Here is a 22256-nt window from a genome sequence, read left to right on the forward strand (position 1 = left end):
CCCCGTCGCCTCAGCGTGCGACCACGTAACTCAGGTCCTGCACGCTGAGCGACGCCGGCCTCAGACGCAGCCACACCGTGCCGCGCTCCGCCGGATCGTCGTACAGATAGTGCACGAACCGCGGATCCCAGCGGCCCTCGTCCGCCCCCAGATAGCGCGACAGCTTGCGCCGGCCGCGAGGGACGTCGAACGGCACGAGTTCGGCATCGCCCCGCGCGATCACCTGGCGCACCAGGCCCGTCGCCGGATCGCACTCGTCGACCACGAGGGCCACGGCCGGGTCCTCCCGCACCCGGCGCACCAGCCGCGCCCACGGCCCGGTCAGAATCCAGAAGGCACCGTCCTCCCAGAGGAACCAGACCGGGCGCACCGTCGGCCCGTTGGTGGCGATGCGCGCGGTCAGCGGCCGGCGGAGGAAGGCATCGACGTCGAAGTCGGTCACCGCAGCATCCTCGGGCAGCCCGCTCGCCCGGCACATCAGGCCAGAACTCGTCCCTTCGCCCTAGGCCATGCGGCGGACTACGGCACCACCGTCACCGGCCACCGGCCCGCCTTCACCAGCCGAATCGCGACCGACCCCACGATCCGGTGCCCCGCCTGCTCCGACGCGCCCACCACCACGGCGTCGGCCTTCAGATCGTCCGCCGCCTTCACCAGCCCGCCGAAAGGGTCCCCCTGGAACGTGTGGAACTCCCAGCGGACGTCGAATATCCCCTTCAACCGCTCGGTCGCGTCCCGGATCTGGGCGATCAGATCCTCGGCGATCTCGTTGGTCGTCTCCGCGACCGGCGCCCCGAGCGCCGTGCCCGCCGCCATCACCGGCTGCACCTACACCACGGCGAGCAGAGCGTTCTGCCGCCGGGCCAGACCACCGGCGTACGCCGCCGCGCGCAGTGAGGAGTCGGAGCCGTCCACGCCGACCACGATGACCTTGGGCCCGTCCGTGCCCCGCTCGAACCGGTGCGAGTGCTGTTCCGTCACGGCAGGAGGCTATCGGAGGTCCCAGGTCCGCCCGCAGGGCGGGACGCCCGACGGGCGAGGAGGCCTGCGGCTTCCTGCAGTCGGAACATGAGTGCCACCGTGGAGGCCGTACGGGGCAAGGACGCCACGGGCCCCATACGGCCGCCCGGCCATGGCCTGACCAGCAGGGTGCCGGAAGGCTTCGCGACCTTCCTCGGCGCCCTCGGACTGCTCTGCGTCCTGCTGGCCCTCATCCCGCCGCTGCGCACCGGCCTGCGCCCGGTCGTGCGCGCCCTCGACGAGATCATCGTCCCCGTCAGCGCCAACCTGGCCTACGCCGTCTTCCTCTTCCTGCTCGCCGCCGCCACGGCCGCCCGCAAGAAGATCGCCTGGTGGCTGGTCGTCGTCCACCTCGGCCTGCTGATCCTCACCGACGTCCTCGGCACGGCCCTCGGCAACCACTCGGACTCCGTCCCCTCCCTCGTCGTGTGCGGCCTCGCCCTGGCCCTGCTCATCGCCGCCCGCGAGGAGTTCTACGCCGCCTCCCGCCACGGAGCCGTACGAAGAGCCCTCGGCGTCCTCGTCGTCGGCCTCGCCGTGGGGATCCTCGTCGGCTGGGGGCTCGTCGAGCTGTTCCCCGGCACGCTGCCGCAGAGCCGGCGACTGGCGTGGGCCGCCGACCGGGTCTGCGGCGGCCTCGTCTCCGGCGTCACCTACGACGGACGGCCACCGCGCCCCCTGCACTTCCTGCTCGGCCTGTTCGGCGCGCTCGCCCTCCTCAACGCCACCGCCACGCTGCTGCGCTCGCAGCGCATGGAGGCCGCCCTGCACGACGACGAGGAGGCCCGCATCCGGGCGCTGTTGAAGGCCTACGGCGACCAGGACTCCCTCGGCCACTTCGCCACCCGGCGCGACAAGGCCGTCGTCTTCTCACCCAGCGGCAAGGCCGCCGTCACCTACCGCGTCGAGGCCGGCGTCTGCCTCGCCGCCGGGGACCCCGTCGGCGACCGGGAGGCCTGGCCGCACGCCATCGCCGCCTGGCTGGACCTGGCCCGCCGCTACGCCTGGGTGCCCGCGGCGATGGGCGCCTCCGAGGACGGGGCCACCGACTACGCCCGCCGCGGACTCGGCGCCCTCCAACTCGGGGACGAGGCGATCCTGCGCGTACCGGACTTCGACCTCGACGGCCGCGACATGCGCGTCACCCGGCAGGCCGTCCACCGCGTCCGCCGCACCGGTGCGCACTGCCGTATCCGCCGCCACTCCACCCTCACCGAGGCGGAGATGGAGGAGGTCATCGGCAAGGCCGACGCCTGGCGCGACACCGCGACCGAACCGTGGCTTCTCCATAGCCCTGGACCGCCTCGGCGACCCGGCCGACGGCGACTGCCTCCTCGTGGAGGCCCTCGGCGGGGACGGCCAACTGCTCGCCGTGCTGTCCTTCGTGCCCTGGGGCCGGGAGGGCATCTCCCTGGACCTGATGCGCCGTGACCGGGGCGCCCCCAACGGCGTCATGGAGTTCATGGTCGCCGAACTGTGCGCCGCGGCACCGAAGCTGGGCGTCCGCCGGATCTCCCTGAACTTCGCCGTCTTCCGCTCGGTGTTCGAAGAGGGCGCCCGCATCGGCGCCGGACCCGTACTGCGGCTGTGGCGGCGACTGCTGCTGTTCTTCTCCAAGTGGTGGCAGCTGGAGGCCCTCTACCGCTCCAACGCCAAGTACAACCCGCAGTGGTTCCCCCGCTTCCTCTGCTACGGCGAGGCCGCCTCCCTCGCCCGCATCGGCCTCGCTTCCGGCATCGCCGAGGGATTCGTCTCCGTACCGTCCCTGCACAAGCTCCGCAGAAAGGGGCACCCGCGAGCCGGGCCCCGCCCCGCGACCACCGAAGGACCGCCCTCGCCTGCGGCGCTCGGCCTCGACGGAGGGGACGAGGCCGGGGCGGCCGGGCCGGATGCGGGCCTGCCCGAGCAGGTCCGCATCCGGCACCACACCCTGGACCGGCTGCGCGCCGACGGCGTCGACCCCTACCCGGTGGCCGTCCCGCCCCGCACCCACGCCCTCGCCGACGTCCCCGCGGGCGAGCAGGTCACCGTCGCCGGCCGGGTCATGCTGGTGCGCGACTTCGGAGGCCTCGTCTTCGTCATGCTGCGCGACTGGTCCGGCGACCACCAACTCGCCCTCACCCGCAAGGACACCGGCGCCGCCCTCGACCGCTTCACCGCCGACACCGACATCGGTGACCTCATCAGCGCCACCGGCCTGGCCGGCACCAGCGACAAGGGCGAGCCGACCGTCTTCGTCACCTCCTGGCAGCTCATCGGCAAGTGCCTGCGCCCGCTGCCCGACAAAGGCCGGGGCCTCGCCGACCCCGAGGCCAAGGTCCGCCTGCGCTACCTCGACCTGGTCTCCAGCCCCACCGCGCGCGACATGGTCCGCGCCCGCTCCACTGCCGTGCAGGCGGTGCGCCAGGGCCTGCTGGAACGCGGCTTCCTCGAGGTCGAGACGCCGGTGCTGCAACAGATCCACGGCGGCGCCGACGCCCGCCCCTTCACCACCCACATCAACGCCTACGACCTCGACCTCCATCTGCGCATCGCCCCCGAGCTGTACCTCAAGCGGCTGTGCGTCGGCGGCGTGGAGAAGGTCTTCGAGATGGGCCGCGCCTTTCGCAACGAAGGCGTCGACCACAAGCACAACCCCGAGTTCACGATCCTGGAGGCCTACCAGGCGTACGCCGACTACGACGTGATGCTCGACCTCGTGCGCGAGCTGATCCAGGGCGCCGCGACCGCTGCCTTCGGCTCGCCGGTCGCCCGCAAGGACGGCGCGGAGTACGACATCTCCGGGCAGTGGCCGGTCAAGACGGTGTACGGCGCGATCTCCGAGGCGCTGGGGGACGAGATCGGCCCCGACACCGAACTCCTCCGCCTGCACCGGCACTGCGACCGCGCGGGCGTGCCGTACACCGCCGACGACGGTCACGGCGACGTCGTGCTGGAGATGTACGAGCGCCTGGTCGAGGAGAAGACCCACCTCCCCACCTCCTACAAGGACTTCCCCACCGACGTCTCCCCGCTCACCCGCCGGCACCGAGTGGACCCCCGCCTCGCCGAGCGCTGGGACCTCGTCGCCTTCGGCACCGAACTCGGCACCGCCTACTCCGAACTCACCGACCCCGTCGAGCAGCGCCGCCGCCTCACGGCCCAGTCCCTGCTCGCCGCCGGCGGAGACCCCGAGGCCATGGAACTCGACGAGGACTTCCTGGACGCCCTGGAATACGCCATGCCCCCCACCGGCGGCCTCGGCCTCGGCATCGACCGCCTGATCATGTTCCTCACCGGCCTGACCATCCGCGAGACATTGCCGTTCCCGCTGGTGCGCCGGCGCTGAGCGACGCGCCCGGTCTCTGCCGTTGCTCGGTGGCGCGCCGCTGGTGAGAGATGCGGCCGGTCTCTGCCGTCCCCTCCCGGTGCGCCGCCGCTCAGCGACGCGGTCGGCCCTGCCGTTCCCCCGGAGTGCCTCCACTGGGCGATCCGGCCGGTCTCGGGCGTGGGCCGACCGGGTGTTTTCGTGCCGCCGTTTCGGTGTCGTGCTGGTGCGTCGGTCTGGGATCGGGCGACTGATGAGTCATGACGAAGGATCAGTTGCCCCGGGGTCTGCTCAGTCGGCGCCGCGCGCTGCTCGCCGGTGCCGCGGCGCTCGGAGCCGCCGGGAGCGCCGGGTTGTTCACGACGTTCGCGGGGGACGAGCCGGTCAGGCGGGCCACCCCCGCTCCGATCGCCGGCGGTCCGCAGGCGCGCCCCGGGCGCAAGCCCTCCGCCTACCGCCTCCAGCCCCTGATGGGATACGGCCCGCCCAAGGCGGCGCCCCGCCGGACCCTCGTACGGCGTGCGCCCCTGCTGCGGGTGCCCGGACGCGGCCGCACGATGGTGCTGACCTTCGACGACGGGCCCGACGCCCGCTACACCCCGTACATCCTGGACACCCTGCGCGAGTACGACGTACGCGCGATGTTCTTCGTGTGCGGTGAGATGGTCGCCGGCAACAAGGACCTCCTGGCCAGGATGGCCGACGAGGGCCATGTCGTCGGCAACCACACCTGGTCCCACCCGCTCCTCACCCGACTCGGCCGCGGCAGGATCCGCAGGGAGATGGAGCGCACCTGCGACATCATCGAGGAGTCGTACGGCGAGCGCCCCTCCTGGTTCCGCGCCCCCTACGGCGCCTGGAACCGCGCCGCCTTCCAAATCGGCGCCGAACTCGGCATGGAACCGCTCGCCTGGACCGTCGACACCCTCGACTGGACCAGCCCCGGCACCCGGACCATCGTCGAGCGGGTGCGGCACGGCGCCGCCCCCGGCGTCGTGGTGCTCTCGCACGACGCCGGGGGCGACCGTTCCCAGAGCGTCCGAGCACTGCGCACCTATCTGCCGCGGCTCCTCGACGCCGGGTATCACCTCACCGTTCCCGAACGGCATTACGCCTGACGGCTTTCGCCGCCCGATCGTGGAAACCTCAGCGGACCTCGACCAGGCTGGCGAAAGCGACGACGTTCCCGTCATAACCGGTCTGCTTGGAGAAACCGCCACCACAGGTGATGACCCGCAATTCGGCGTTTCCCTTGGAGGCGTAGACGCGGTCGCCGGGGAAGTTGTTCTTCTGGAACACCTCGATGCCGTACACCTCGAAAACGGCCGTCTTTCCGTCCTGGCGGGCGATCTCGACGCGATTGCCCTTCGCCAGGGAGCCGAGCCCGTAGAAAACGGCGGGTCCCTGAAGGTTGTCGACATGACCGACGACCACCGCGGTGCCCTTCTCGCCGGGCGAGACGGAACCGGTGAACCACCCCGCCAGATTGGGGTCCTCCGGCGGCGGCGCGCCGACCCAGCCATCCTCGTCCAGGCCCACCGGGATCATCGGCGCATCGACCTGGATCCCGGGGATCCTGACCCGGTCCGGCAGCGAGAACGGCAACGGCCGCGCGGCCCGGGCGAGAACGGAGCTGGGAAGCTGCCGGTCCGCCGCGGCCGCCGAGGCGGGCTGCGGCGGACCCTCGTCGAACTCCCCGGAGCCATTGCGAATGAGCGCGAGACCGGTCAGCAGGACAAGCGCTATCACACCCCAGGGGGCGCGCTTCCGCCGCCGCTCCTCCTCTTCGGGCAGCTCGAAACCGGACATTCGACTTCCCCTCTCGACGCGGCCGTCGCCACGTCATTCGCGCATACGAAAACGCTAAGTCCCGCACACGAAACCGGCGACGGGGCAGAGACGAACGGGTGGCCCGAAATCCTGCGGTGCGCCATCCGAGTTGCCGCCGACCGGAAAATTCTGACGGTGCGTGACCTGCGGCAATTCCGATTGCTGGGCGGTCCTCGGCGTGTCCTCTCACCAATACGGACCATCGCCGAAATGCGGCCTCGGGCAGGGCAACTGAGGGTCTTTCTTGGAGGCGCTTTCTCGCCGATCGATACCGGGGACGGTACCCGGGGCGTCTTCCGCGGAGGATCACATGCGAACCACTCGAACCCTGGCGGCCGCCGCCACCGCGGTAGCCGCCCTCGGCCTGGCCACCCCCGCGGCCACGGCACGCGACGGCATGCCCGTCGGCCCGAGCAACATCGTCGCCCTGCCCAGCGTCATCGCCCGCGGCGGGCAACTGACCATCACCGTCGACGGCTGCCCCCGCGGCGGCACCGCGACCTCGGACGCGTTCCGGCCCACGACCCTGACCCCGTCCCACGGCAGCACCGCCAAGGGCACGGCGACGATCGACCGGCACGCGAGGCCGGGCGCGCACAGCATCACGGTCCACTGCCATGGCTCCAGCAGGCCCCTGACGCACCCCAACGCCTTCACCGTCATCGGCGGTGTCCGCGGCGGCCTCGGCGGCAGCACCTCCACGGGCGCGACCCCGACCGACATGGCCATCGGCGGCGGGCTGATCGCCGTGGCCGTCATCGGCGGCGGCGTGTTCTGGATGCGGCGGCGCGCGGAGAAGCGGATCTGATCCGCCGCCGATGCCGGACAGGAAGACAGTCCACACGTCCTCAGGCCTTCGCCCCGGATCCCTGGTGGGGATCCGGGGCGAAGGCCTGAGGACAAGGTGTGCCGGTGACGGCGTCAGGCGCCGTCCTCGTCGGCGTCGGTGCGGCACCGGGAGAGGCTGTACGTCGTGCCGAGTACGGCCGTGATGAGCGCGGCGCCCAGGCCGATCTCCTTCGTGTCCATTCCGGCGCGGCCGCCCCCCGCACCCGCCTGCACCCCATGCTGCGGGGGGTGGGACCGCTCCGGTCGGCCCCCGGCGATGGTGAGGTCGACGCTCTGCCAGAAGGTGCCGCAGTAGAACGACACCTCGTACACGGCACCGGGCTTGGCGTCCCGGTCGACCGTGGCCTTGGCCGTCGTCCGCCCCTGGGGAATGGTGACCGTGTCGAAGATCCCCGACGTGACGGTCACGCTCTGCTCGCAGCCTGTCGCCAGCAGCAGGACCTGACCGCCGGGGGCGACGGTGGCGGGCAGCACGGTGGCCCGGAAGCCGGAGTCGTCGCCGTGCGCCTGGGCGGTGGGGGCGGCCACGGCGAGAGCGCCGGCGCCCAGCAGTGCGGCAGAAACGACGCGTATCGCGCGCATGGTGTCCCTCCGGTCCCCGAGGAGCAGTAGCGGACTTCTTCCGCTTGCGGCAGGAATGCACCTCGATGAGCGAAACGCTAGGAAGGTGCGCACACTTGCGCGATCGGTGTCGTACGAATGGGGCAGGCGGGTGGGCCGGTCAGGGGACGGCGTCGACCGCCGCCCCCCGGTGAGGGCCTGTCAGTCCCCGAGGTGCGGGAAGAGAGCGCGGAACGGCTCCGTCGCCGCCGTCACGTCGCGGCCGTAGGGATCGTCGAAGTCCCAGATGAGAAAGAGCAGGAAGGCGATCAGCGCCGAGAACAGCCCGGCGAGGATCAGTTCACGGGCCGTGCGCCGGATCTGCAGGGCGAACACCATCCCGATGGTGACGACACCTCCGGCCAGCAGCCCGAACCACACCACGCCCGGCATGGTGTCCCCGGTCGAGTTCGCGCGGGCGTTGCGCGCCTGGTCGGCCGCGGTCACCTGGTCGAGGAGCGGCTGGTAGGCCTGCGCCTGGAAGTCGGTCTCCGGCTCGTAGTCGGTGACGTCCTCGCGTACCCGCTGAAGCAGTTCGGCGCCGCGCTCGGTGACCGCGTCGTGCTCGGACATGTGCTGCCACTCCTTGGTGACGACGTGTCCGACATAGGCGTTGACATCGTCCCGAATGCGGTCGCGGACATCGGCCGGATAGACCCGGACCCGCTCCGAGACCTCGTGCAGCGCCACGGCCTCCGCCTGGACATGGTCCTGGGCGGCGCTGCGCGCCTCCCACACCCCGGCGATGGCCAGACCCAGCACGATGGCGTAGACCACGCCGATCCACATCGTCATGTACTCGATGACGTCCGGTGTCTCGGAGGGGTCGTCGTCCTGGGGTGCGGTGCGGTGTCGAACGAGGGTGATGACGACCACCACGGCGCAGGCGGCCAGCATCGCGAGGGTGAGAACAAGCCATTCCGGCAAGAGGGGCCTCCAGAATCAGCGCGGACGGAGCGCGGCGACGGCGGCGATGGCGGGCGCCGCGATGAGCAGGACGAAGGTCAGGGGCGACGGGGCGCCGTGCGCCGCGCGCCGGTGCGATGTGGCGCGGTAGGGCGGGTAGCGCACGGGGGAGGCGGACGGACTCGGGGTGGGTTCGGCCGACGGCTTCGGCGCGGGCTTCGGGGTGGGGGTGGGCGTAGGGGCGGGTGCCGGGGGCGGGGTCGGCCGCGGCCGGGGTGGTGCGGGCCGGGGTGCCGGTTTCGCCGGGGGCGGTGGTGGCGGGGGAGGCGGTGGCTCGGGTTTCGGGGTGTGCGTGGTCTTCGGCGGCGGTGACGTGGGAGTGGGGTCCGGTGCGGGCGTCGGCGTGGGGGTCGGTGTCGGCGTCGGCGACGGGCACTGGGGCGGCGTCGGCCAGGTGTCCCCGACGATCGCGACCGACGCCGCGCCGTCCGGTCCGGTGTCGGCGTACGCGCAGACCGTCGCCCCGGCCGCTCCGGCCGGCGCGGACACCAGCAGCCAGGTCAGCGCCGCCATCGTCAACGCCCTTGCGGCCAAGGCGGATTGGGTCGGTTTGAGTCCATGCACGACGAAGATCTTGAGGCCACTTCCCGCCCGTACACGCCCGAGGGCCAAGGGAATGCCCCGAACGGGCGACGGATGGCGCTCGAAAGGTTTGATCAGGAGGCGTGGGCGTGACCGCCGGGGCGCACGCATGTGCGACGGGCGCGGCTTCCCGAAAGAAATTTGTGCGGCGGTTGAACACGACGGTGGCTCTCGTGCGTACCCCTGGTCGTGCGGCGGCGCAGCAGGGCGCTGCAACACCCTTGTGATGATCGGGGAGTTGACGATGAAGACCTCGTGGCGGAGCGCCTCGCTCGTGGTGAGCGCCGTGGCCGTGGCGGCGCTGACAACGGCATGCGGCTCGGAAACCGCCCCGCCGGCGAGCAGCCAGAACGTGGGTGCCACCGCCGCGACCGGTGGCTACGGAGACAGCGCCGGCCTCGGGTCCGGATACGACGCGGGCGCGGCGGGCCAGGAGAGCGGCGCCTCGCCGTCCGGCGGTGCCGGTGCCGGCGCGAGCGCCGGTGAACTGGCCGTGGCCACCAATGAGGAACTCGGCGAGCTGCTGACCGACAGCGCCGGTATGACGCTCTACCGCTTCGACAAGGACACCGCCGACCCGCCGAAGTCGAACTGCGACGGCGACTGCGCGAGCAAGTGGCCGCCGGTTCCCGCGGACGACGCCACGGCCGGCAAGGACGTCGACAGTTCGGTGCTCGGCTCGGTCACCCGCTCCGACGGCACCAAGCAGCTCACGATCGACGGCTGGCCCGCCTACCGCTATGCGAAGGACACCAAGGCCGGTGACGTCAACGGCCAGGAGGTGGGCGGCACCTGGTACGCGCTCGCCCCCGACGGCAAGAAGGCGAAGGGCGGTTCCGGTGGCGGCGGTGGTGCCGAGGCCGAGGCCGCTGATCTGCCCGGCCTGTCCACGCGCAAGGACCCCAAGCTGGGCGAGATCGTCATCGACAAGAACGGCCACACGGTCTACCGCTTCATGAAGGACACCCAGTGGCCGATGTCGACCAAGTGCACCGGCGAGTGCCTCGACAAGTGGCCCGTCGTCGCCCCGGTCGACGCCAAGGACACCGAGGGCATCGACCTGCAGGGCTCCACCCCCAACCGGGGCTACGTCGTCTTCGACCGCCCCGACGGCATCAAGCAGCAGTCCATCGACTGCGTCCCCATCTACACCTTCGCCGGCGACAAGAAGCCCGGCGACACCAACGGTCAGGGCGTCGGCGGCACCTGGTTCGCCGTCCGTCCCGACGGCAAGCCGGTCGGCGCGTCGGAGAAGTAGAGATCACACCTCCCCAGGGTTGATCGCCTCACCCAGCCGAGCAGCACCACGGAAGGGAGGGATGACGACAGCGAGAGTGCCGGACGAACGGCCGGCGCGCCGACTCACCGGCCCGCCCCCTGAGGCTCCACGCGCAGGGGGCGGGCCGGTTTGCCTGCATTTACCGGCACGTGCCACTGGCAGTGACCGGGAACGGATGGTCAATTTCCGTTTCCGCTCGCTCCTTTGGCGGGCGATCAGTAGCCTCTGCTCGAACACCGGATCGCCTACGCCTTGGAGAGATAGATGGAGCGTCCCGCCTGGGCCCCACGGAGCATCGACATCTCGGTGCCCAGCGTCTCGCGGATCTACGACTACTACCTGGGCGGTTCGCACAATTTCGAGGTGGACCGGGAAGCGGCCCGCAAGGCCATGGACTTCATGCCGGGACTCCCCAAGATCATGCAGGCCAACCGGGCGTTCATGCGCCGCGCGGTGCGCTTCGCGGCCGACGAGGGCATCACCCAGTTCCTGGACATCGGCTCCGGCATCCCCACGTTCGGCAACGTCCACGAGGTGGCCCAGGCCGCCAGCCCCGGCGCGCGCGTGGTGTACGTCGACCACGACCCGGTCGCCGTCGCGCACAGCCAGGCCGTGCTGGCCGGCAACGACGACGCGGACATCGTCGCCGCGGACCTGCGCAAGCCCCAGGAGATCCTGGCCAGTTCCGAAGTCGGGCGCCTCATCGACCTGAACCGGCCAGTCGCCCTGCTTCTCGTTGCCATACTGCACTTCGTGGAGGACGAGGACGACCCGTACGAGGCGGTGGCCGAGCTGCGCGACGCGCTCGCGCCCGGCAGCCTGCTGGTGCTCACCCATGCCTCGTACGAGGGAATCCCGCTGTCCGAGGAGCGGGCCAAGGGCACGGTCGACGTATACAAGGACATTCGCAACCCGCTGATCATGCGCTCGCGCGACGACATCGCGCGGTTCTTCGAGGGGTACGACATGGTGGAACCCGGACTGGTGCCGATGCCGCACTGGCGGCCCGACACCGCACCGGAGGACGAGGATCCGTGGGCCTTCTCCGGTTTCGCCGGCGTGGGGCGTACCGCGTGAGGGCGGGGCCGGACGGGCCGGAGGACAGACTGCGCCGGTTCGCGACGATCTGGAGCCGGGCGGTCTTCCCGGTGACCTCGACGTCGTCGACCCGGCCGGAGTTCGAGGAGCAACTGCTGCCGCTGGCCCGGCGGTTGAGCGAAGCGCTCAAGGCCAGGACCTTCGACGCGAACGAGGGCAGGGCGGTCGGCGCCGCGCTGGTCGCCGCGCACTGCACCGACCCCGAGGCGCTCAGCCGCTCGCTGGACTGCGTCGACGCCTACCTCGTGCTCTACTGCGGCGACGGCGGCGACCAGGAGGACCTGCGGGCACGCTCGTCGCGGCTCCAGCACGCCATGGCCGCCGGGTTCGCCCAGGCGCTGCGCGAGCGGACGCTGGCCGAGCAGGAGGCGATCTCCGCGGCCGCCCTCAAGGCGCAGGGCGTGGTCGCCCAGGCGCTGCACGCCACCGAGGCCCGCTTCCGCGCGGTGTTCGAAGGCGCGGCCATAGGAATCGGCATCGCCGACCTCGAGGGCAACATACTGCAGGTCAACGGCGCCCTGCTGCGCATGTTCGGCATCTCCGAACAGGCCCTGCGCAGCCGCAACGTCATGGAGTGGACGCACCCCGAGGACGCGCCGCAGACCTGGAAGCTCTACGACGAACTCGTCCGCGGCGAGCGCGAGCACTACCACGTCGAAAAGGCCTTCTACCGGCCCGACGGAACGGTCCTGTGGACCAACCTCACGGTCTCCCTGCTGCGCGACCCCGACGGCAACCCGCAGTACCAACTGGCCCTGATGGAGGACACCACCGAACGGCGCCTGCTCAACCTCCGGCTGCGCTACGAGGCCACGCACGACGCGCTCACGGGGCTGCCCAACCGCACGTTCTTCTTCGAGCGCCTGGAGAAGGCACTGGGTGCCGGCGAAGGCCAGCGGTTCGGCCTGTGCTACCTCGACCTGGACGGTTTCAAGACCGTCAACGACAGCCTCGGCCACGCCGCCGGCGACCGGCTGCTCGTCGAGGTCGCCGACCGCCTGCAGTCCTGCGCCACCGCGCCCGGCGAGATGGTGGCGCGGCTCGGCGGCGACGAGTTCGTGGCGCTGACCACCGGCCCCGACACCGAGCGCGAGGTCGACGAGCTCGCCGCCCGCATCATGAACGTGCTCATCGCCCCGATCAGCGTCGACGGCCGTGAGCTGACCGTGCGCGGCAGCATCGGCATCGTCGAGGGCCCGGCCGGGGAGCGCAGCCCGGCGGAGGTGCTGCGCAGCGCCGACATCACGATGTACCGGGCCAAGTCGGCGGGCGGCAACCGCTTCGAGCTGGCCGACCCGGAGGCCGACGCCCGCGCCATCACCCGGCACGGCCTGACCACGGCGCTGCCGACGGCCCTGGACCGGGGCGAGTTCTTCATCGAGTACCAGCCGCTGGTCCACCTCGGCGACGGCAGTGTGCGCGGCGCGGAGGCCCTGGTGCGCTGGCTGCATCCGCAGCACGGCGTCCTCGGCCCGGACCGGTTCATCCCGCTCGCCGAGCACACGGGGCTCATCGTCCCGCTCGGTCGCTGGGTCCTGGAGCAGTCGGTGCGGCAGGCCCGCGAATGGCGAGAACGGCACGACGACGCGGGCCCCTTCCGCATCAACGTCAACCTCTCGCCCTGCCAGCTCACCCACCCCGGGCTCGTCCAGGACACCGTCGACATCCTGGAGCGCACCGGCATGGCACCCGACGCGCTGTGCCTTGAGGTCACCGAGTCCGCCCTCATCGGCGCCGACGACGACCTGCTCAAGCCCCTGCGCCGGCTGGCCGAGATGGGCGTCGACATCGCCCTGGACGACTTCGGCACCGGCTACTCCAACCTCGCCAACCTGCGCCGGCTGCCGGTGAGCATCCTCAAGCTGGACCGCTCCTTCACCCAGAGCATGCAGCAGTTCCCGGCCGACCCCGTCGACCTCAAGATCGTCGAGGGCATCGTCTCCCTGGCCCACAGCCTGAACCTGGCGGTCACCGTGGAGGGCGTGGAGACCGGCGCCCAGGCCGAGCAACTGCGGATACTCGGCTGCGACACGGCCCAGGGCTGGTACTACGCCCGCCCGGGCCCACCGGAACGACTGCACGAACTGGCACTGGTGGACGCGACGGGCTGAGGCCTGAGGCCTGAGGCCGGGGGCCTGAGGCCGTACAGAAGGGGGCGGGCAGCCCTGGCCCCCGTCCCCGGACGGAGCCAGGGCGGGCGCACTGCCGTAGGCCTGGGCGCGTCCGGCCCGGGAGGGGGCGAAGCCCGCGATGCCCCGCGCCGACTTGCGCCCCCGTCCTGCGCGCCGGACGGGCACATCCCGAGCGAGGGCCGCAGCGCAAAGGCGGGAACGGCCCGGCGCTTGCGGACCACGGCCCGGGGATGCGGCCTCTCTCAGCGAATCCGAGGACGAGCCCAGCCCGTGCCGACGACGCCGACCACCGAAGCGCGCGGGGCCGCGCGGGCACACCCTCGGAAAGGACACACCCCGCTGGACCGCCATACCGGACCTGCGCACCGAATGGCCGCGCCTGCGACTGCCGTGCTGGGCCTGCGCGCCGAATGGCCGCGCCTGCGACTGCCGTGCTGGGCCTGCGCGCCGAATGGCCGCGCCTGCGACTGCCGCGCTGGACCCGCGCGCCGAACCGCCGCGCCCGCGTCCGCCGAGCCGACGTCGGCCGCGCTGGACCCGCCTGCCGGAGCGCCGTGTCCGCGACTGCCATGCCGGACCCGCCGCCGAACTGCCGCGCCCGCTTACACCATGCTGGACCCGCGCCGGAGCGCTGCGCTCGCGACTGCCGCGCTGGACCCGCCCGCCGGAGCGCCGTGTCCGCGACTGCCAAGCCGGACCCGCCGCCGAACTGCCGCGCCCGCTTACACCACGCTGGACCCGCGCCGGAGCGCTGCGCCCGCGTCCGCCGCGCCGACCCGCGCGCCGAACCGCCGCGCCCGCAACCGCCGTGCCGGACCCGCCCGCCGAACCCGCGCGCCCCCGACCTCCGCGCCCGGTCCATACGGCCCGTTCCGGCGCCCACGGTCGTCGGCGACCCCGTTGTTCGCACCTGGCCGACGGGACGCCCGAGCCGTCCGGTCCGGCCCGCTCGTATAGCCTGACTTCCGCCGACGGTGGCACAGCGTGCCCGAGTCGGTCAGCGGAAAGGCGGGACCGCCATGGCCGACGGGCCGATCGATCTGGATCTGCGCAAGCTGCGCTACTTCGTGGCCGTGGCCGAGCGGCGGCACTTCGGACGGGCCGCGCTCGCCCTGCACGTCACCCAGCCGGCGCTGTCCCGGCAGGTGCGTCAGCTCGAGCACGACCTGCGGGTGGAGCTGTTCACCCGCAGCACGCGCGACGTCGCGCTCACCCCGGCCGGAGAGCAGTTCCTGCGGGACGCCAAGGCGCTGCTCGCCGCCTCGGAGGCCGCCCAGGAGCGGGCCCGCCGGATCAGCGCCGGCGACAACGCGCTGGTCGTCGGGTTCATGCTCGGCACGGACGTCAGCCTCGCCCTGAACGCGTTCTCCGGCCAGCATCCCCACGTGTCCATCGAACTGGTCCGGATGCGCTGGTGGAGCCAGGCACGGGTGCTGCTGGAGGGCGCCGTGGACGTCGGGTTCGTACGGCCGCCCGTCGAGGCCGACGGCGTGGAACTGCTGCCCCTGTACCCCGAGCACCTCAGCGCCGTACTCCCCGTCGAGCACCCGCATGCGCACGACGCCAAGGTCGCCCTCGCCGCCCTGGCCGAGGACCCCGTCCTGGAGTACGCCGACGCCGCCGAGGCCTGGTCGGCCGTCTGGAACGCCGACCCGCGCCCCGACGGCACCCGGCCCGCCCACGGCCCCGCCTTCCACGACATGGAGGAACTCCTCGGCTATGTCCGCGGCGGACGCGGCATCGCGTTCGTGCCGCACTCCGTCGCCGCCGCGTTCCCCCGGTCCGACATCGCGTACGTCCCGGTCGCCGACGTACCGCCCGGGCAGGTGGCCCTGGCCTGGAACGGCGCGCGCCCCTCGCCGCTCGTCGCGAGCTTCGTCGAGGCGGTGCGTGCGGCCGTGCGGGTGAGCGGGACGGCGTAGATCTGCGCCATGCCGACTCGGCATCAATGGCGCGGGAAGAGGCATTGGACGGGAACACATAGGGCCCCAAGACTCGAAGGCACCAGATTCCTCCTGGATCACCTTCCCGAACCCCTGGAGCCCGCGATGCGTGCTGCCGTCGCCACCGGAGCCAACAGCCCACTGATCCTCGACACCCTCGACGTCCCCCGGCCCGCCGCCGGCGAGGTCCTGGTCAAGGTCCACGCCTGCGGTGTCTGCTTCTCCGACCTGAACCTGCTGCGCGGGCACTACCCCTTCGCCCGGTTCCCCGTGATTCCCGGCCACGAGATCACCGGAGTCGTCACCGCCGTGGGCGAGGGCGTGACCTTCCCGGAGGTCGGCACGGTCGTGGGCGCCCAGTTCCTGTACGACTCCTGCGGGCACTGCGACTACTGCGTGCGCGGCGAGCAGATCCTGTGCCCGCGCAAGCGCGTCACCGGCGTCGTGACCGACGGCGGCTACGCCGAGTACGTCCTGCTCAAGGCCGACTTCGTCACCCCGCTGCCGGACGGCCTCGACCCCGTGGCCGCGGCCCCGCTGATGTGCGCCGGGCTGACCGCCTTCAACGGCCTGCGCCAGGGCGGCGTGCAGGCCGGCTCCCGTGTCGCCGTCGTCGGCCTCGGCGGAGTCGGCGCCCTCGCCGTGCGCTACGCCGTCGCCATGGGCGCCCGCGTCGCCGTGGTGGGCCGCTCCCGGCGCGGCGAGGACCAGGCCAAGGCGCTGGGCGCCGAACTGTTCGTCGCCACCGACGAGTCCGATCCGGCCGACGCGCTCAAGGCCTGGGACGGCGGCGCGGACCTGGTCCTCAACGCCGCTCCGTCCACCACCGCGGCCGCCGCCACCCTGGGCGGCATCGCCCCCGACGGCACCCTCCTGCTCCTCGGCTACGGCTCCGAGCCGCTCACGCTGCCCACCCAGCCCATGATCCTCAACCGTCTGCACGTGGCCGCGTCGCCCTCCGGCTCCCCGCACGACCTGCGCGACACCCTCGCCTTCTCCACGGCCCACGGCATCCTCCCCGAGGTCACCCCGATCACCCTGGACCAGGCACCGTCCGTCCTCGACGCGATGGCCGACGGCACCGCCCGCGGCCGCAGCGTGATCACCTTCGCCTGACCGGCCGACCCGCCCTCCACCCTTTCGCAAGCCCAGCAAGGAGATCGCCATGCCCCACGTCGTCCTCGTCACGGGTGCCTCCAGCGGCTTCGGTGCCCTGACCGCCCGCGCCCTCGCCGACGCCGGCCACACCGTCCACGCCGGCATACGGCAGACCACCGGCCGCAACGCCCCGGCGGTCGCCGACGCCCGGTCCTACGCCGACGAGCACGGCGTCGACCTGCGCACCGTCGAACTCGACGTCTCCAGCCAGGAGTCCGTGGACGCCGCGGTCGCCGAGGTGGGGCGGATCGACGTCGTCGTGCACAACGCCGGGCACATGGTGCTGGGCCCGACGGAGGCGTTCACACCGGAGCAGGTCGCCGAGATCTACGACACCAACGTGCTCTCGACGCAGCGCGTCAACCGGGCCGTCCTGCCGGCGATGCGGGCCCGGCGCGACGGCCTGCTGCTGTGGGTGGGCTCCTCCAGCACCTACGGCGGCACCCCGCCCTACCTCGGCCCGTACTTCGGCGCCAAGGCCGCGATGGACCACCTGGCCAAGAGCTACGCGGTCGAACTGAGCCGCTTCGGCATCGATACGGCCATCGTGGTCCCCGGCTCCTTCACCTCGGGCACCAACCACTTCGCCCACGCGATGCACCCGCAGGACACGGCCACCGCGGAGGCGTACGACACCTTCTACGCCGGCCTGATGGACGACGTCGGCAAGGCCCTGGCCGCGCTGGCACCGGCCGACGCCGACGTCCGGGACGTCGCCGACGCCATCGTCCGCATCGTCGACACGCCCAAGGGTGAGCGTCCCTTCCGCACCACCATCGACCCGGCCGACGACGGCTCGGAGCGGGTCAGCGACGTAGCCGATTCCATCCGCGCCGAGTTCTACCGGCGCATCGGCATGACGGACCTCCTGACGCCCCGCACCTGACGCTCACCGCTCCAGCAGCATCCGCTGCAACTCCCGCGCGGCCCGCGGCGGCGCCACATCGCTGCGGTGGGCCAGCGCGATCGTCCGGTGCAGCCCGGGCCGCGCCAGCGGGGTCACCCGCAGCCCCCGGCCCGACCGCGCCGCCACCATGCGCGGTACGACGGCGACCCCCAGCCCGGCCCGCACGAACCCCAGCACCGCGTCCATCTCCCCGCCCTCCACCGCGAAGTCCGGCTCGAAGCCCTCGGCGCGGCACGCGGCGACCGTCAGTTCCCGCAGGTCGTAGCCGTGCCGGAACATCACCAGGCGCTCGCCCTCCAGGTCGGCGACGCGCACGGTGCGCCGCCCGCCACCGGGCCGGTCGGCCTCGGGGGAGGAGACCACCACCAGGTCCTCGCGCAGCAGCTCCACCGTGGTCAGCGCCGGGGAGGGCGTCGGCAGCGGCAGCACGACCAGCGCCAGATCCAGGGCGCCGCGCGCGAGCTGCCGTACGAGATCGTGCGAGCCGCCCTCCTCGATCAGGAGCCGGATGCCGGGATAGCGGTCGTGGAAGGCGCGCAGTACGTCCGGCAGCAGACCCGTGCACAGGCTCGGGGTCGCGCCGAGGCGGACCCGGCCCCGGTGCAACTGCACCAGCTCCTGCACCTCGAGCCGTGCCGTGTCCGCGTCGGCCAGGATGCGCCGGGCCAGCGGCAGCAGGGCCTCTCCGGCGTCCGTCAGCGTGATGTTGCCGCGGGCCCGCAGGAACAGGTCCGCTCCCAACTCCCGCTCCAGCGCCTTGATCTGCTGCGACAGCGAGGGCTGCGCGACATGCACCAGGTCGGCGGCCCGGGTGAAGTGCCGGGTCTCGGCGACCGCCACGAAGTACTGGAGCTGCTGGAACTGCACCCGGCCATCATAGGCGCTCCATAGGGCTTGCCTATCGAAACGAGCTGGACCATGTCTTGGACCGATGGGGTCGTTCGGCCCTAGCGTCCTGGTCATGGCTCTGGCAACGCGGACGGACCGACGGCCGTCCATGGCGCGCACGGTGTGGGACTCCACCGTCGGCAAGAAGACCGTGATGGCGGTCAGCGGACTGATCATGCTGGCGTACCTGGTCGCCCACATGATCGGCAACCTGAAGATCTACTTCGGCGCGGGCGAGTTCAACGCCTACGGCCACTGGCTGCGCACGGTCGGCGAGCCGTTCATGCACTACGAGTGGACGCTCTGGCTGATCCGCGTCGTACTGGTCGTCGCCGTCGTCGCCCACGCGGTCTCGGCGTACCAGCTCAGCCGCCGCGACATCAAGGCACGCCCCAGCAAGTACGTGCACAGCAAGCCCCGGGCGAGCTACGCCACGCGCACCATGCGCTGGGGCGGCATCATCCTCGGCCTGTTCATCGTCTGGCACGTCCTGGACCTGACGACCGGCACCGTGCACTCCGGCGGCTTCCAGGAGGGCCACCCGTACCAGAACGTCGTGGACACCTTCTCCACCTGGTACGGCAACGTCATCTACATCGTCGCGATGCTCGCCCTCGGCCTGCACATCCGGCACGGCTTCTGGAGCGCCGCCCAGACCCTCGGCGCCGGCAGCCGCACCCGCGACCGCGCCCTGAAGACCGTCGCCAATGTCCTCGCGCTGCTGCTCACGGCCGGGTTCATCGCCGTGCCCGTGGGCGTCATGACCGGAGTGGTGAGCTGACCATGACTGCTGAATACGCCGACTACGCGACCGGCGAACCGGTCGTCGACACCAAGGCCCCCTCCGGCCCCGTCAACGAGCGCTGGGACAAGCGCCGCTTCGAGGCCAAACTCGTCAACCCCGCCAACCGGCGCAAGCACACGGTGATCGTGGTCGGGACGGGCCTGGCCGGCGGCTCCGCCGGGGCCACCCTCGCCGAACAGGGCTACCACGTCGTCCAGTTCTGCTACCAGGACTCCCCGCGCCGCGCCCACTCCATCGCCGCACAGGGCGGCATCAACGCGGCGAAGAACTACCGCAACGACGGCGACTCCATCCACCGCCTCTTCTACGACACCGTCAAGGGCGGCGACTTCCGGGCGCGGGAGTCCAACGTCCACCGGCTCGCGCAGATCTCCGTCGAGATCATCGACCAGTGCGTGGCGCAGGGCGTGCCGTTCGCGCGTGAGTACGGCGGTCTGCTGGACACCCGGTCCTTCGGCGGCGTCCAGGTGTCGCGGACCTTCTACGCCCGTGGCCAGACGGGCCAGCAGCTGCTGCTCGGCGCGTACCAGGCGCTGAGCAGGCAGATCGCCGCGGGCAACGTCGAGATGCACCCGCGCACCGAGATGCTCGACCTGATCGTCGTCGACGGACGGGCGCGCGGCATCGTGGCCCGGGACCTCATCACCGGCAAGATCGACACGTACTTCGCGGACGCCGTCGTACTCGCCAGCGGCGGCTACGGCAATGTCTTCTACCTGTCGACGAACGCCATGAACTCCAACGCCACCGCGATCTGGCGGGCCCACCGGCGCGGCGCCTACTTCGCCAACCCCTGCTTCACGCAGATCCACCCCACCTGCATCCCGCGCACCGGCGACCACCAGTCCAAGCTGACGCTGATGAGTGAGTCGCTGCGCAACGACGGCCGGATCTGGGTGCCGAAGGCCAAGGGCGACGACCGGCCGCCGAACAAGATCCCCGAGGACGAGCGCGACTACTACCTGGAGCGCATCTACCCGTCCTTCGGCAACCTCGTGCCCCGCGACATCGCCTCCCGCGCCGCGAAGAACGTCTGCGACGAGGGCAGGGGAGTGGGCCCCGGCGGACAGGGCGTGTACCTGGACTTCGCGGACGCCATCGAGCGGATGGGCCGGGGGGCCGTCGAGGCCAAGTACGGCAACCTCTTCGACATGTACCAGCGGATCACCGACGAGGATCCGTACGAGGTGCCGATGCGGATCTACCCGGCCGTGCACTACACGATGGGCGGGCTGTGGGTCGACTACGACCTCCAGACCACCGTCCCCGGCCTGTTCGCGATCGGCGAGGCCAACTTCTCCGACCACGGCGCCAACCGGCTGGGCGCGAGCGCCCTGATGCAGGGCCTGGCCGACGGCTACTTCGTCCTCCCGGCGACCATCAACGACTACCTCGCCCGCAACCCGCACCACGAGACCGTCACCGACGAACACCCCGTCGTGCAGGAGGTGCTGGCCGAGACCCAGGACCGGATCAACCTGCTGCTGGCCGTGGACGGCGACCGTACGCCGGACTCCTTCCACCGTGAACTCGGCGAGCTGATGTGGGAATTCTGCGGGATGGCCCGCACGGACTCCGGGCTGCGCAAGGCGCTGGAGCGGATCCCGCAGATCCGCGAGGAGTTCTGGCGGCGGATCAAGGTCCCGGGCACCGGCGAGGAGTTCAACCAGTCCCTGGAGAAGGCCAACCGCATCGTCGACTACCTGGAGCTTGCGCAGTTGATGTGCCTCGACGCACTGCACCGCTCCGAGTCCTGCGGCGGCCACTTCCGCGAGGAGTCGCAGACGCCGGACGGCGAGGCGGCCCGCAAGGACGACGAGTTCGCCTATGCGGCGGCCTGGGAGTTCACCGACACGGGCGCCGCTCCCGTGCTGCACAAGGAAGACCTGGTCTTCGAGTACGTCCACCCCACCCAGCGGAGCTACGCATGAAGCTCACCCTGCGCGTCTGGCGGCAGAAGAACGCCGGCACCGAAGGCGCCATGTCCACGTACGAGGTGGACGGGATCTCCTCCGACATGTCCTTCCTGGAGATGCTCGACACCCTCAACGAGGAGCTCATCCTCAAGGGCGAGGACCCGGTCGCCTTCGACCACGACTGCCGTGAGGGCATCTGCGGCGCGTGCTCGCTCGTGATCAACGGCGATGCGCACGGGCCCGAGCGGACGACGACCTGTCAGCTGCACATGCGGTCGTTCAAGGACGGCGACACGATCGACATCGAGCCGTGGCGGGCGTCGGCGTTCCCGGTGATCAAGGACCTGGTCGTGGACCGGTCCGCGTTCGACCGGATCATCCAGGCCGGCGGCTACATCACGGCGCCGACCGGTGCGGCTCCCGAGGCACACGCCACGCCGGTGCCGAAGCCCGACGCCGACTCCGCCTTCGAGCACGCGGAGTGCATCGGATGCGGCGCGTGCGTCGCGGCCTGTCCGAACGGGGCGGCGATGCTGTTCACGTCCGCCAAGGTCAACCACCTGAACGTGCTGCCGCAGGGCGCCCCCGAGCGCGAGACCCGGGTCCTGGACATGGTGGCGCAGATGGACGAGGAGGGCTTCGGCGGCTGCACCCTCACCGGCGAGTGCGCCACGGCCTGCCCGAAGGGCATCCCGCTGATGTCCATCACGAGCATGAACAAGGAGTGGCTGCGGGCCACGCGGAAGGTGAAGCGGTAACACGAGCCGCACTGCAGACGTTCGCCGAAAGGTGCGGACGGGCGGGGCCGGGAGTGGTGCTCCCCGGCCCCGTCTCGCATTGCGGCGCCCGCCGAGCGAACCGTTCAACCTCCGCACATCCACTCTCCTGGCACAGGTCACGCGTACGCCAACCGGCATCGGAAGAACAGGGGCGGCACCTTGCACCGCTCGCAACCGCCCTTTCGCTGCCGTCCCCG

General features: G+C 71.7%; 17 protein-coding genes and 2 pseudogenes. 12 read left to right on the forward strand and 7 right to left on the reverse strand.

Going from position 1 to position 22256, the window contains the following annotated elements:
- Positions 1-10: 10 nt before the first annotated feature.
- Complete coding sequence (locus ACP4J3_RS44810) at positions 11-478, reverse strand: pyridoxamine 5'-phosphate oxidase family protein (RefSeq protein ID WP_426542971.1); 468 nt, start codon at positions 476-478, stop codon at positions 11-13.
- Between the two features lie 41 nt (positions 479-519).
- Positions 520-981 (reverse strand): annotated as a pseudogene (locus ACP4J3_RS44815) (universal stress protein).
- 87 nt (positions 982-1068) lie between these two features.
- Here ACP4J3_RS44815 and lysX point away from each other — a divergent pair.
- Together lysX and ACP4J3_RS44825 are read left to right on the forward strand one after the other, a co-directional pair.
- Positions 1069-4348, forward strand: a pseudogene (gene lysX, locus ACP4J3_RS44820) (bifunctional lysylphosphatidylglycerol synthetase/lysine--tRNA ligase LysX).
- A gap of 239 nt (positions 4349-4587) precedes the next feature.
- Positions 4588-5445 (forward strand): polysaccharide deacetylase family protein, encoded by an 858-nt coding sequence (locus ACP4J3_RS44825; protein WP_426542973.1) that lies wholly within the window; start codon positions 4588-4590, stop codon positions 5443-5445.
- A gap of 28 nt (positions 5446-5473) precedes the next feature.
- On the opposite strand, the gene ACP4J3_RS44830 is transcribed toward ACP4J3_RS44825, so the two are convergent.
- Entirely contained in the window at positions 5474-6136 is a 663-nt protein-coding gene (locus tag ACP4J3_RS44830; protein ID WP_426542975.1) for a class F sortase, read from the reverse strand.
- A gap of 331 nt (positions 6137-6467) precedes the next feature.
- Here ACP4J3_RS44830 and ACP4J3_RS44835 point away from each other — a divergent pair, with 331 nt between their 5' ends.
- Complete coding sequence (locus ACP4J3_RS44835) at positions 6468-6965, forward strand: hypothetical protein (protein ID WP_426542977.1); 498 nt, start codon at positions 6468-6470, stop codon at positions 6963-6965.
- Positions 6966-7078: 113 nt separating this feature from the next.
- Here ACP4J3_RS44835 and ACP4J3_RS44840 read toward each other — a convergent pair whose 3' ends face one another.
- From ACP4J3_RS44840 to ACP4J3_RS44850, 3 genes are all read right to left on the reverse strand, one after another.
- On the reverse strand, positions 7079-7588 hold the full coding sequence (locus ACP4J3_RS44840; RefSeq protein ID WP_426542979.1) for a hypothetical protein: 510 nt from the start codon (positions 7586-7588) through the stop codon (positions 7079-7081).
- Positions 7589-7768: 180 nt separating this feature from the next.
- The gene (locus ACP4J3_RS44845; RefSeq protein ID WP_426542981.1) at positions 7769-8533 is read right to left on the reverse strand and encodes a DUF4239 domain-containing protein; all 765 of its coding nucleotides are present in this window, start codon (positions 8531-8533) and stop codon (positions 7769-7771) included.
- Between the two features lie 15 nt (positions 8534-8548).
- Positions 8549-9085 (reverse strand): hypothetical protein, encoded by a 537-nt coding sequence (locus tag ACP4J3_RS44850; RefSeq protein ID WP_426542983.1) that lies wholly within the window; start codon positions 9083-9085, stop codon positions 8549-8551.
- A 313-nt stretch (positions 9086-9398) separates the two neighbouring features.
- Here ACP4J3_RS44850 and ACP4J3_RS44855 point away from each other — a divergent pair, with 313 nt between their 5' ends.
- The 6 genes from ACP4J3_RS44855 to ACP4J3_RS44880 all read left to right on the forward strand — a co-directional run bounded on the left by ACP4J3_RS44855 (position 9399) and on the right by ACP4J3_RS44880 (position 17650).
- A complete protein-coding gene (locus tag ACP4J3_RS44855) occupies positions 9399-10412 on the forward strand; it encodes an SCO0930 family lipoprotein (protein WP_426542985.1) in 1014 nt (337 codons plus the stop codon).
- A gap of 285 nt (positions 10413-10697) precedes the next feature.
- Positions 10698-11510, forward strand: a complete 813-nt coding sequence (locus ACP4J3_RS44860; RefSeq protein WP_426542987.1) for an SAM-dependent methyltransferase — start codon at positions 10698-10700, stop codon at positions 11508-11510.
- Complete coding sequence (locus ACP4J3_RS44865; RefSeq protein WP_426542989.1) at positions 11507-13642, forward strand: putative bifunctional diguanylate cyclase/phosphodiesterase; 2136 nt, start codon at positions 11507-11509, stop codon at positions 13640-13642. Before ACP4J3_RS44860 ends, ACP4J3_RS44865 begins: the two co-directional genes overlap by 4 nt.
- A 1040-nt stretch (positions 13643-14682) precedes the next feature.
- A complete protein-coding gene (locus tag ACP4J3_RS44870) occupies positions 14683-15585 on the forward strand; it encodes a LysR family transcriptional regulator (protein WP_426542991.1) in 903 nt (300 codons plus the stop codon).
- A 126-nt stretch (positions 15586-15711) separates the two neighbouring features.
- On the forward strand, positions 15712-16722 hold the full coding sequence (locus ACP4J3_RS44875; RefSeq protein ID WP_426542992.1) for an alcohol dehydrogenase catalytic domain-containing protein: 1011 nt from the start codon (positions 15712-15714) through the stop codon (positions 16720-16722).
- A gap of 49 nt (positions 16723-16771) precedes the next feature.
- Positions 16772-17650 (forward strand): SDR family oxidoreductase, encoded by an 879-nt coding sequence (locus tag ACP4J3_RS44880; protein WP_426542994.1) that lies wholly within the window; start codon positions 16772-16774, stop codon positions 17648-17650.
- 3 nt (positions 17651-17653) lie between these two features.
- On the opposite strand, the gene ACP4J3_RS44885 is transcribed toward ACP4J3_RS44880, so the two are convergent.
- On the reverse strand, positions 17654-18538 hold the full coding sequence (locus tag ACP4J3_RS44885) for a LysR family transcriptional regulator (RefSeq protein WP_426542996.1): 885 nt from the start codon (positions 18536-18538) through the stop codon (positions 17654-17656).
- 130 nt (positions 18539-18668) lie between these two features.
- On the opposite strand from ACP4J3_RS44885, the gene ACP4J3_RS44890 reads away from it, so the two are divergent.
- From ACP4J3_RS44890 to ACP4J3_RS44900, 3 genes are read left to right on the forward strand one after another with little or no spacing between them, the layout of a single operon-like run.
- Positions 18669-19340, forward strand: a complete 672-nt coding sequence (locus ACP4J3_RS44890) for a succinate dehydrogenase (protein ID WP_426543018.1) — start codon at positions 18669-18671, stop codon at positions 19338-19340.
- Between the two features lie 2 nt (positions 19341-19342).
- Positions 19343-21295 (forward strand): fumarate reductase/succinate dehydrogenase flavoprotein subunit, encoded by a 1953-nt coding sequence (locus ACP4J3_RS44895; RefSeq protein ID WP_426542998.1) that lies wholly within the window; start codon positions 19343-19345, stop codon positions 21293-21295.
- A complete protein-coding gene (locus ACP4J3_RS44900) occupies positions 21292-22038 on the forward strand; it encodes a succinate dehydrogenase/fumarate reductase iron-sulfur subunit (RefSeq protein WP_426543000.1) in 747 nt (248 codons plus the stop codon). The genes ACP4J3_RS44895 and ACP4J3_RS44900 overlap by 4 nt, the downstream gene beginning before the upstream one ends.
- The last annotated feature ends 218 nt before the right edge of the window (positions 22039-22256 follow it).

Origin of the sequence: Streptomyces sp. UG1 (assembly GCF_049974585.1) — a bacterium.
GTDB lineage: Bacteria > Actinomycetota > Actinomycetes > Streptomycetales > Streptomycetaceae > Streptomyces.

Excerpts from the sequence above, each read along its gene's own strand:
- ACP4J3_RS44810 (WP_426542971.1), bottom strand. The coding sequence starts at position 478 with ATGTGCCGGGCGAGCGGGCTGCCCGAGGATGCTGCGGTGACCGACTTC.
- ACP4J3_RS44825 (WP_426542973.1), top strand. The coding sequence starts at position 4,588 with ATGACGAAGGATCAGTTGCCCCGGGGTCTGCTCAGTCGGCGCCGCGCG.
- ACP4J3_RS44830 (WP_426542975.1), bottom strand. The coding sequence starts at position 6,136 with ATGTCCGGTTTCGAGCTGCCCGAAGAGGAGGAGCGGCGGCGGAAGCGC.
- ACP4J3_RS44835 (WP_426542977.1), top strand. The coding sequence starts at position 6,468 with ATGCGAACCACTCGAACCCTGGCGGCCGCCGCCACCGCGGTAGCCGCC.
- ACP4J3_RS44840 (WP_426542979.1), bottom strand. The coding sequence starts at position 7,588 with ATGCGCGCGATACGCGTCGTTTCTGCCGCACTGCTGGGCGCCGGCGCT.
- ACP4J3_RS44850 (WP_426542983.1), bottom strand. The coding sequence starts at position 9,085 with ATGGCGGCGCTGACCTGGCTGCTGGTGTCCGCGCCGGCCGGAGCGGCC.
- ACP4J3_RS44855 (WP_426542985.1), top strand. The coding sequence starts at position 9,399 with ATGAAGACCTCGTGGCGGAGCGCCTCGCTCGTGGTGAGCGCCGTGGCC.
- ACP4J3_RS44860 (WP_426542987.1), top strand. The coding sequence starts at position 10,698 with ATGGAGCGTCCCGCCTGGGCCCCACGGAGCATCGACATCTCGGTGCCC.
- ACP4J3_RS44870 (WP_426542991.1), top strand. The coding sequence starts at position 14,683 with ATGGCCGACGGGCCGATCGATCTGGATCTGCGCAAGCTGCGCTACTTC.
- ACP4J3_RS44875 (WP_426542992.1), top strand. The coding sequence starts at position 15,712 with ATGCGTGCTGCCGTCGCCACCGGAGCCAACAGCCCACTGATCCTCGAC.
- ACP4J3_RS44880 (WP_426542994.1), top strand. The coding sequence starts at position 16,772 with ATGCCCCACGTCGTCCTCGTCACGGGTGCCTCCAGCGGCTTCGGTGCC.
- ACP4J3_RS44890 (WP_426543018.1), top strand. The coding sequence starts at position 18,669 with ATGGCGCGCACGGTGTGGGACTCCACCGTCGGCAAGAAGACCGTGATG.
- ACP4J3_RS44895 (WP_426542998.1), top strand. The coding sequence starts at position 19,343 with ATGACTGCTGAATACGCCGACTACGCGACCGGCGAACCGGTCGTCGAC.
- ACP4J3_RS44900 (WP_426543000.1), top strand. The coding sequence starts at position 21,292 with ATGAAGCTCACCCTGCGCGTCTGGCGGCAGAAGAACGCCGGCACCGAA.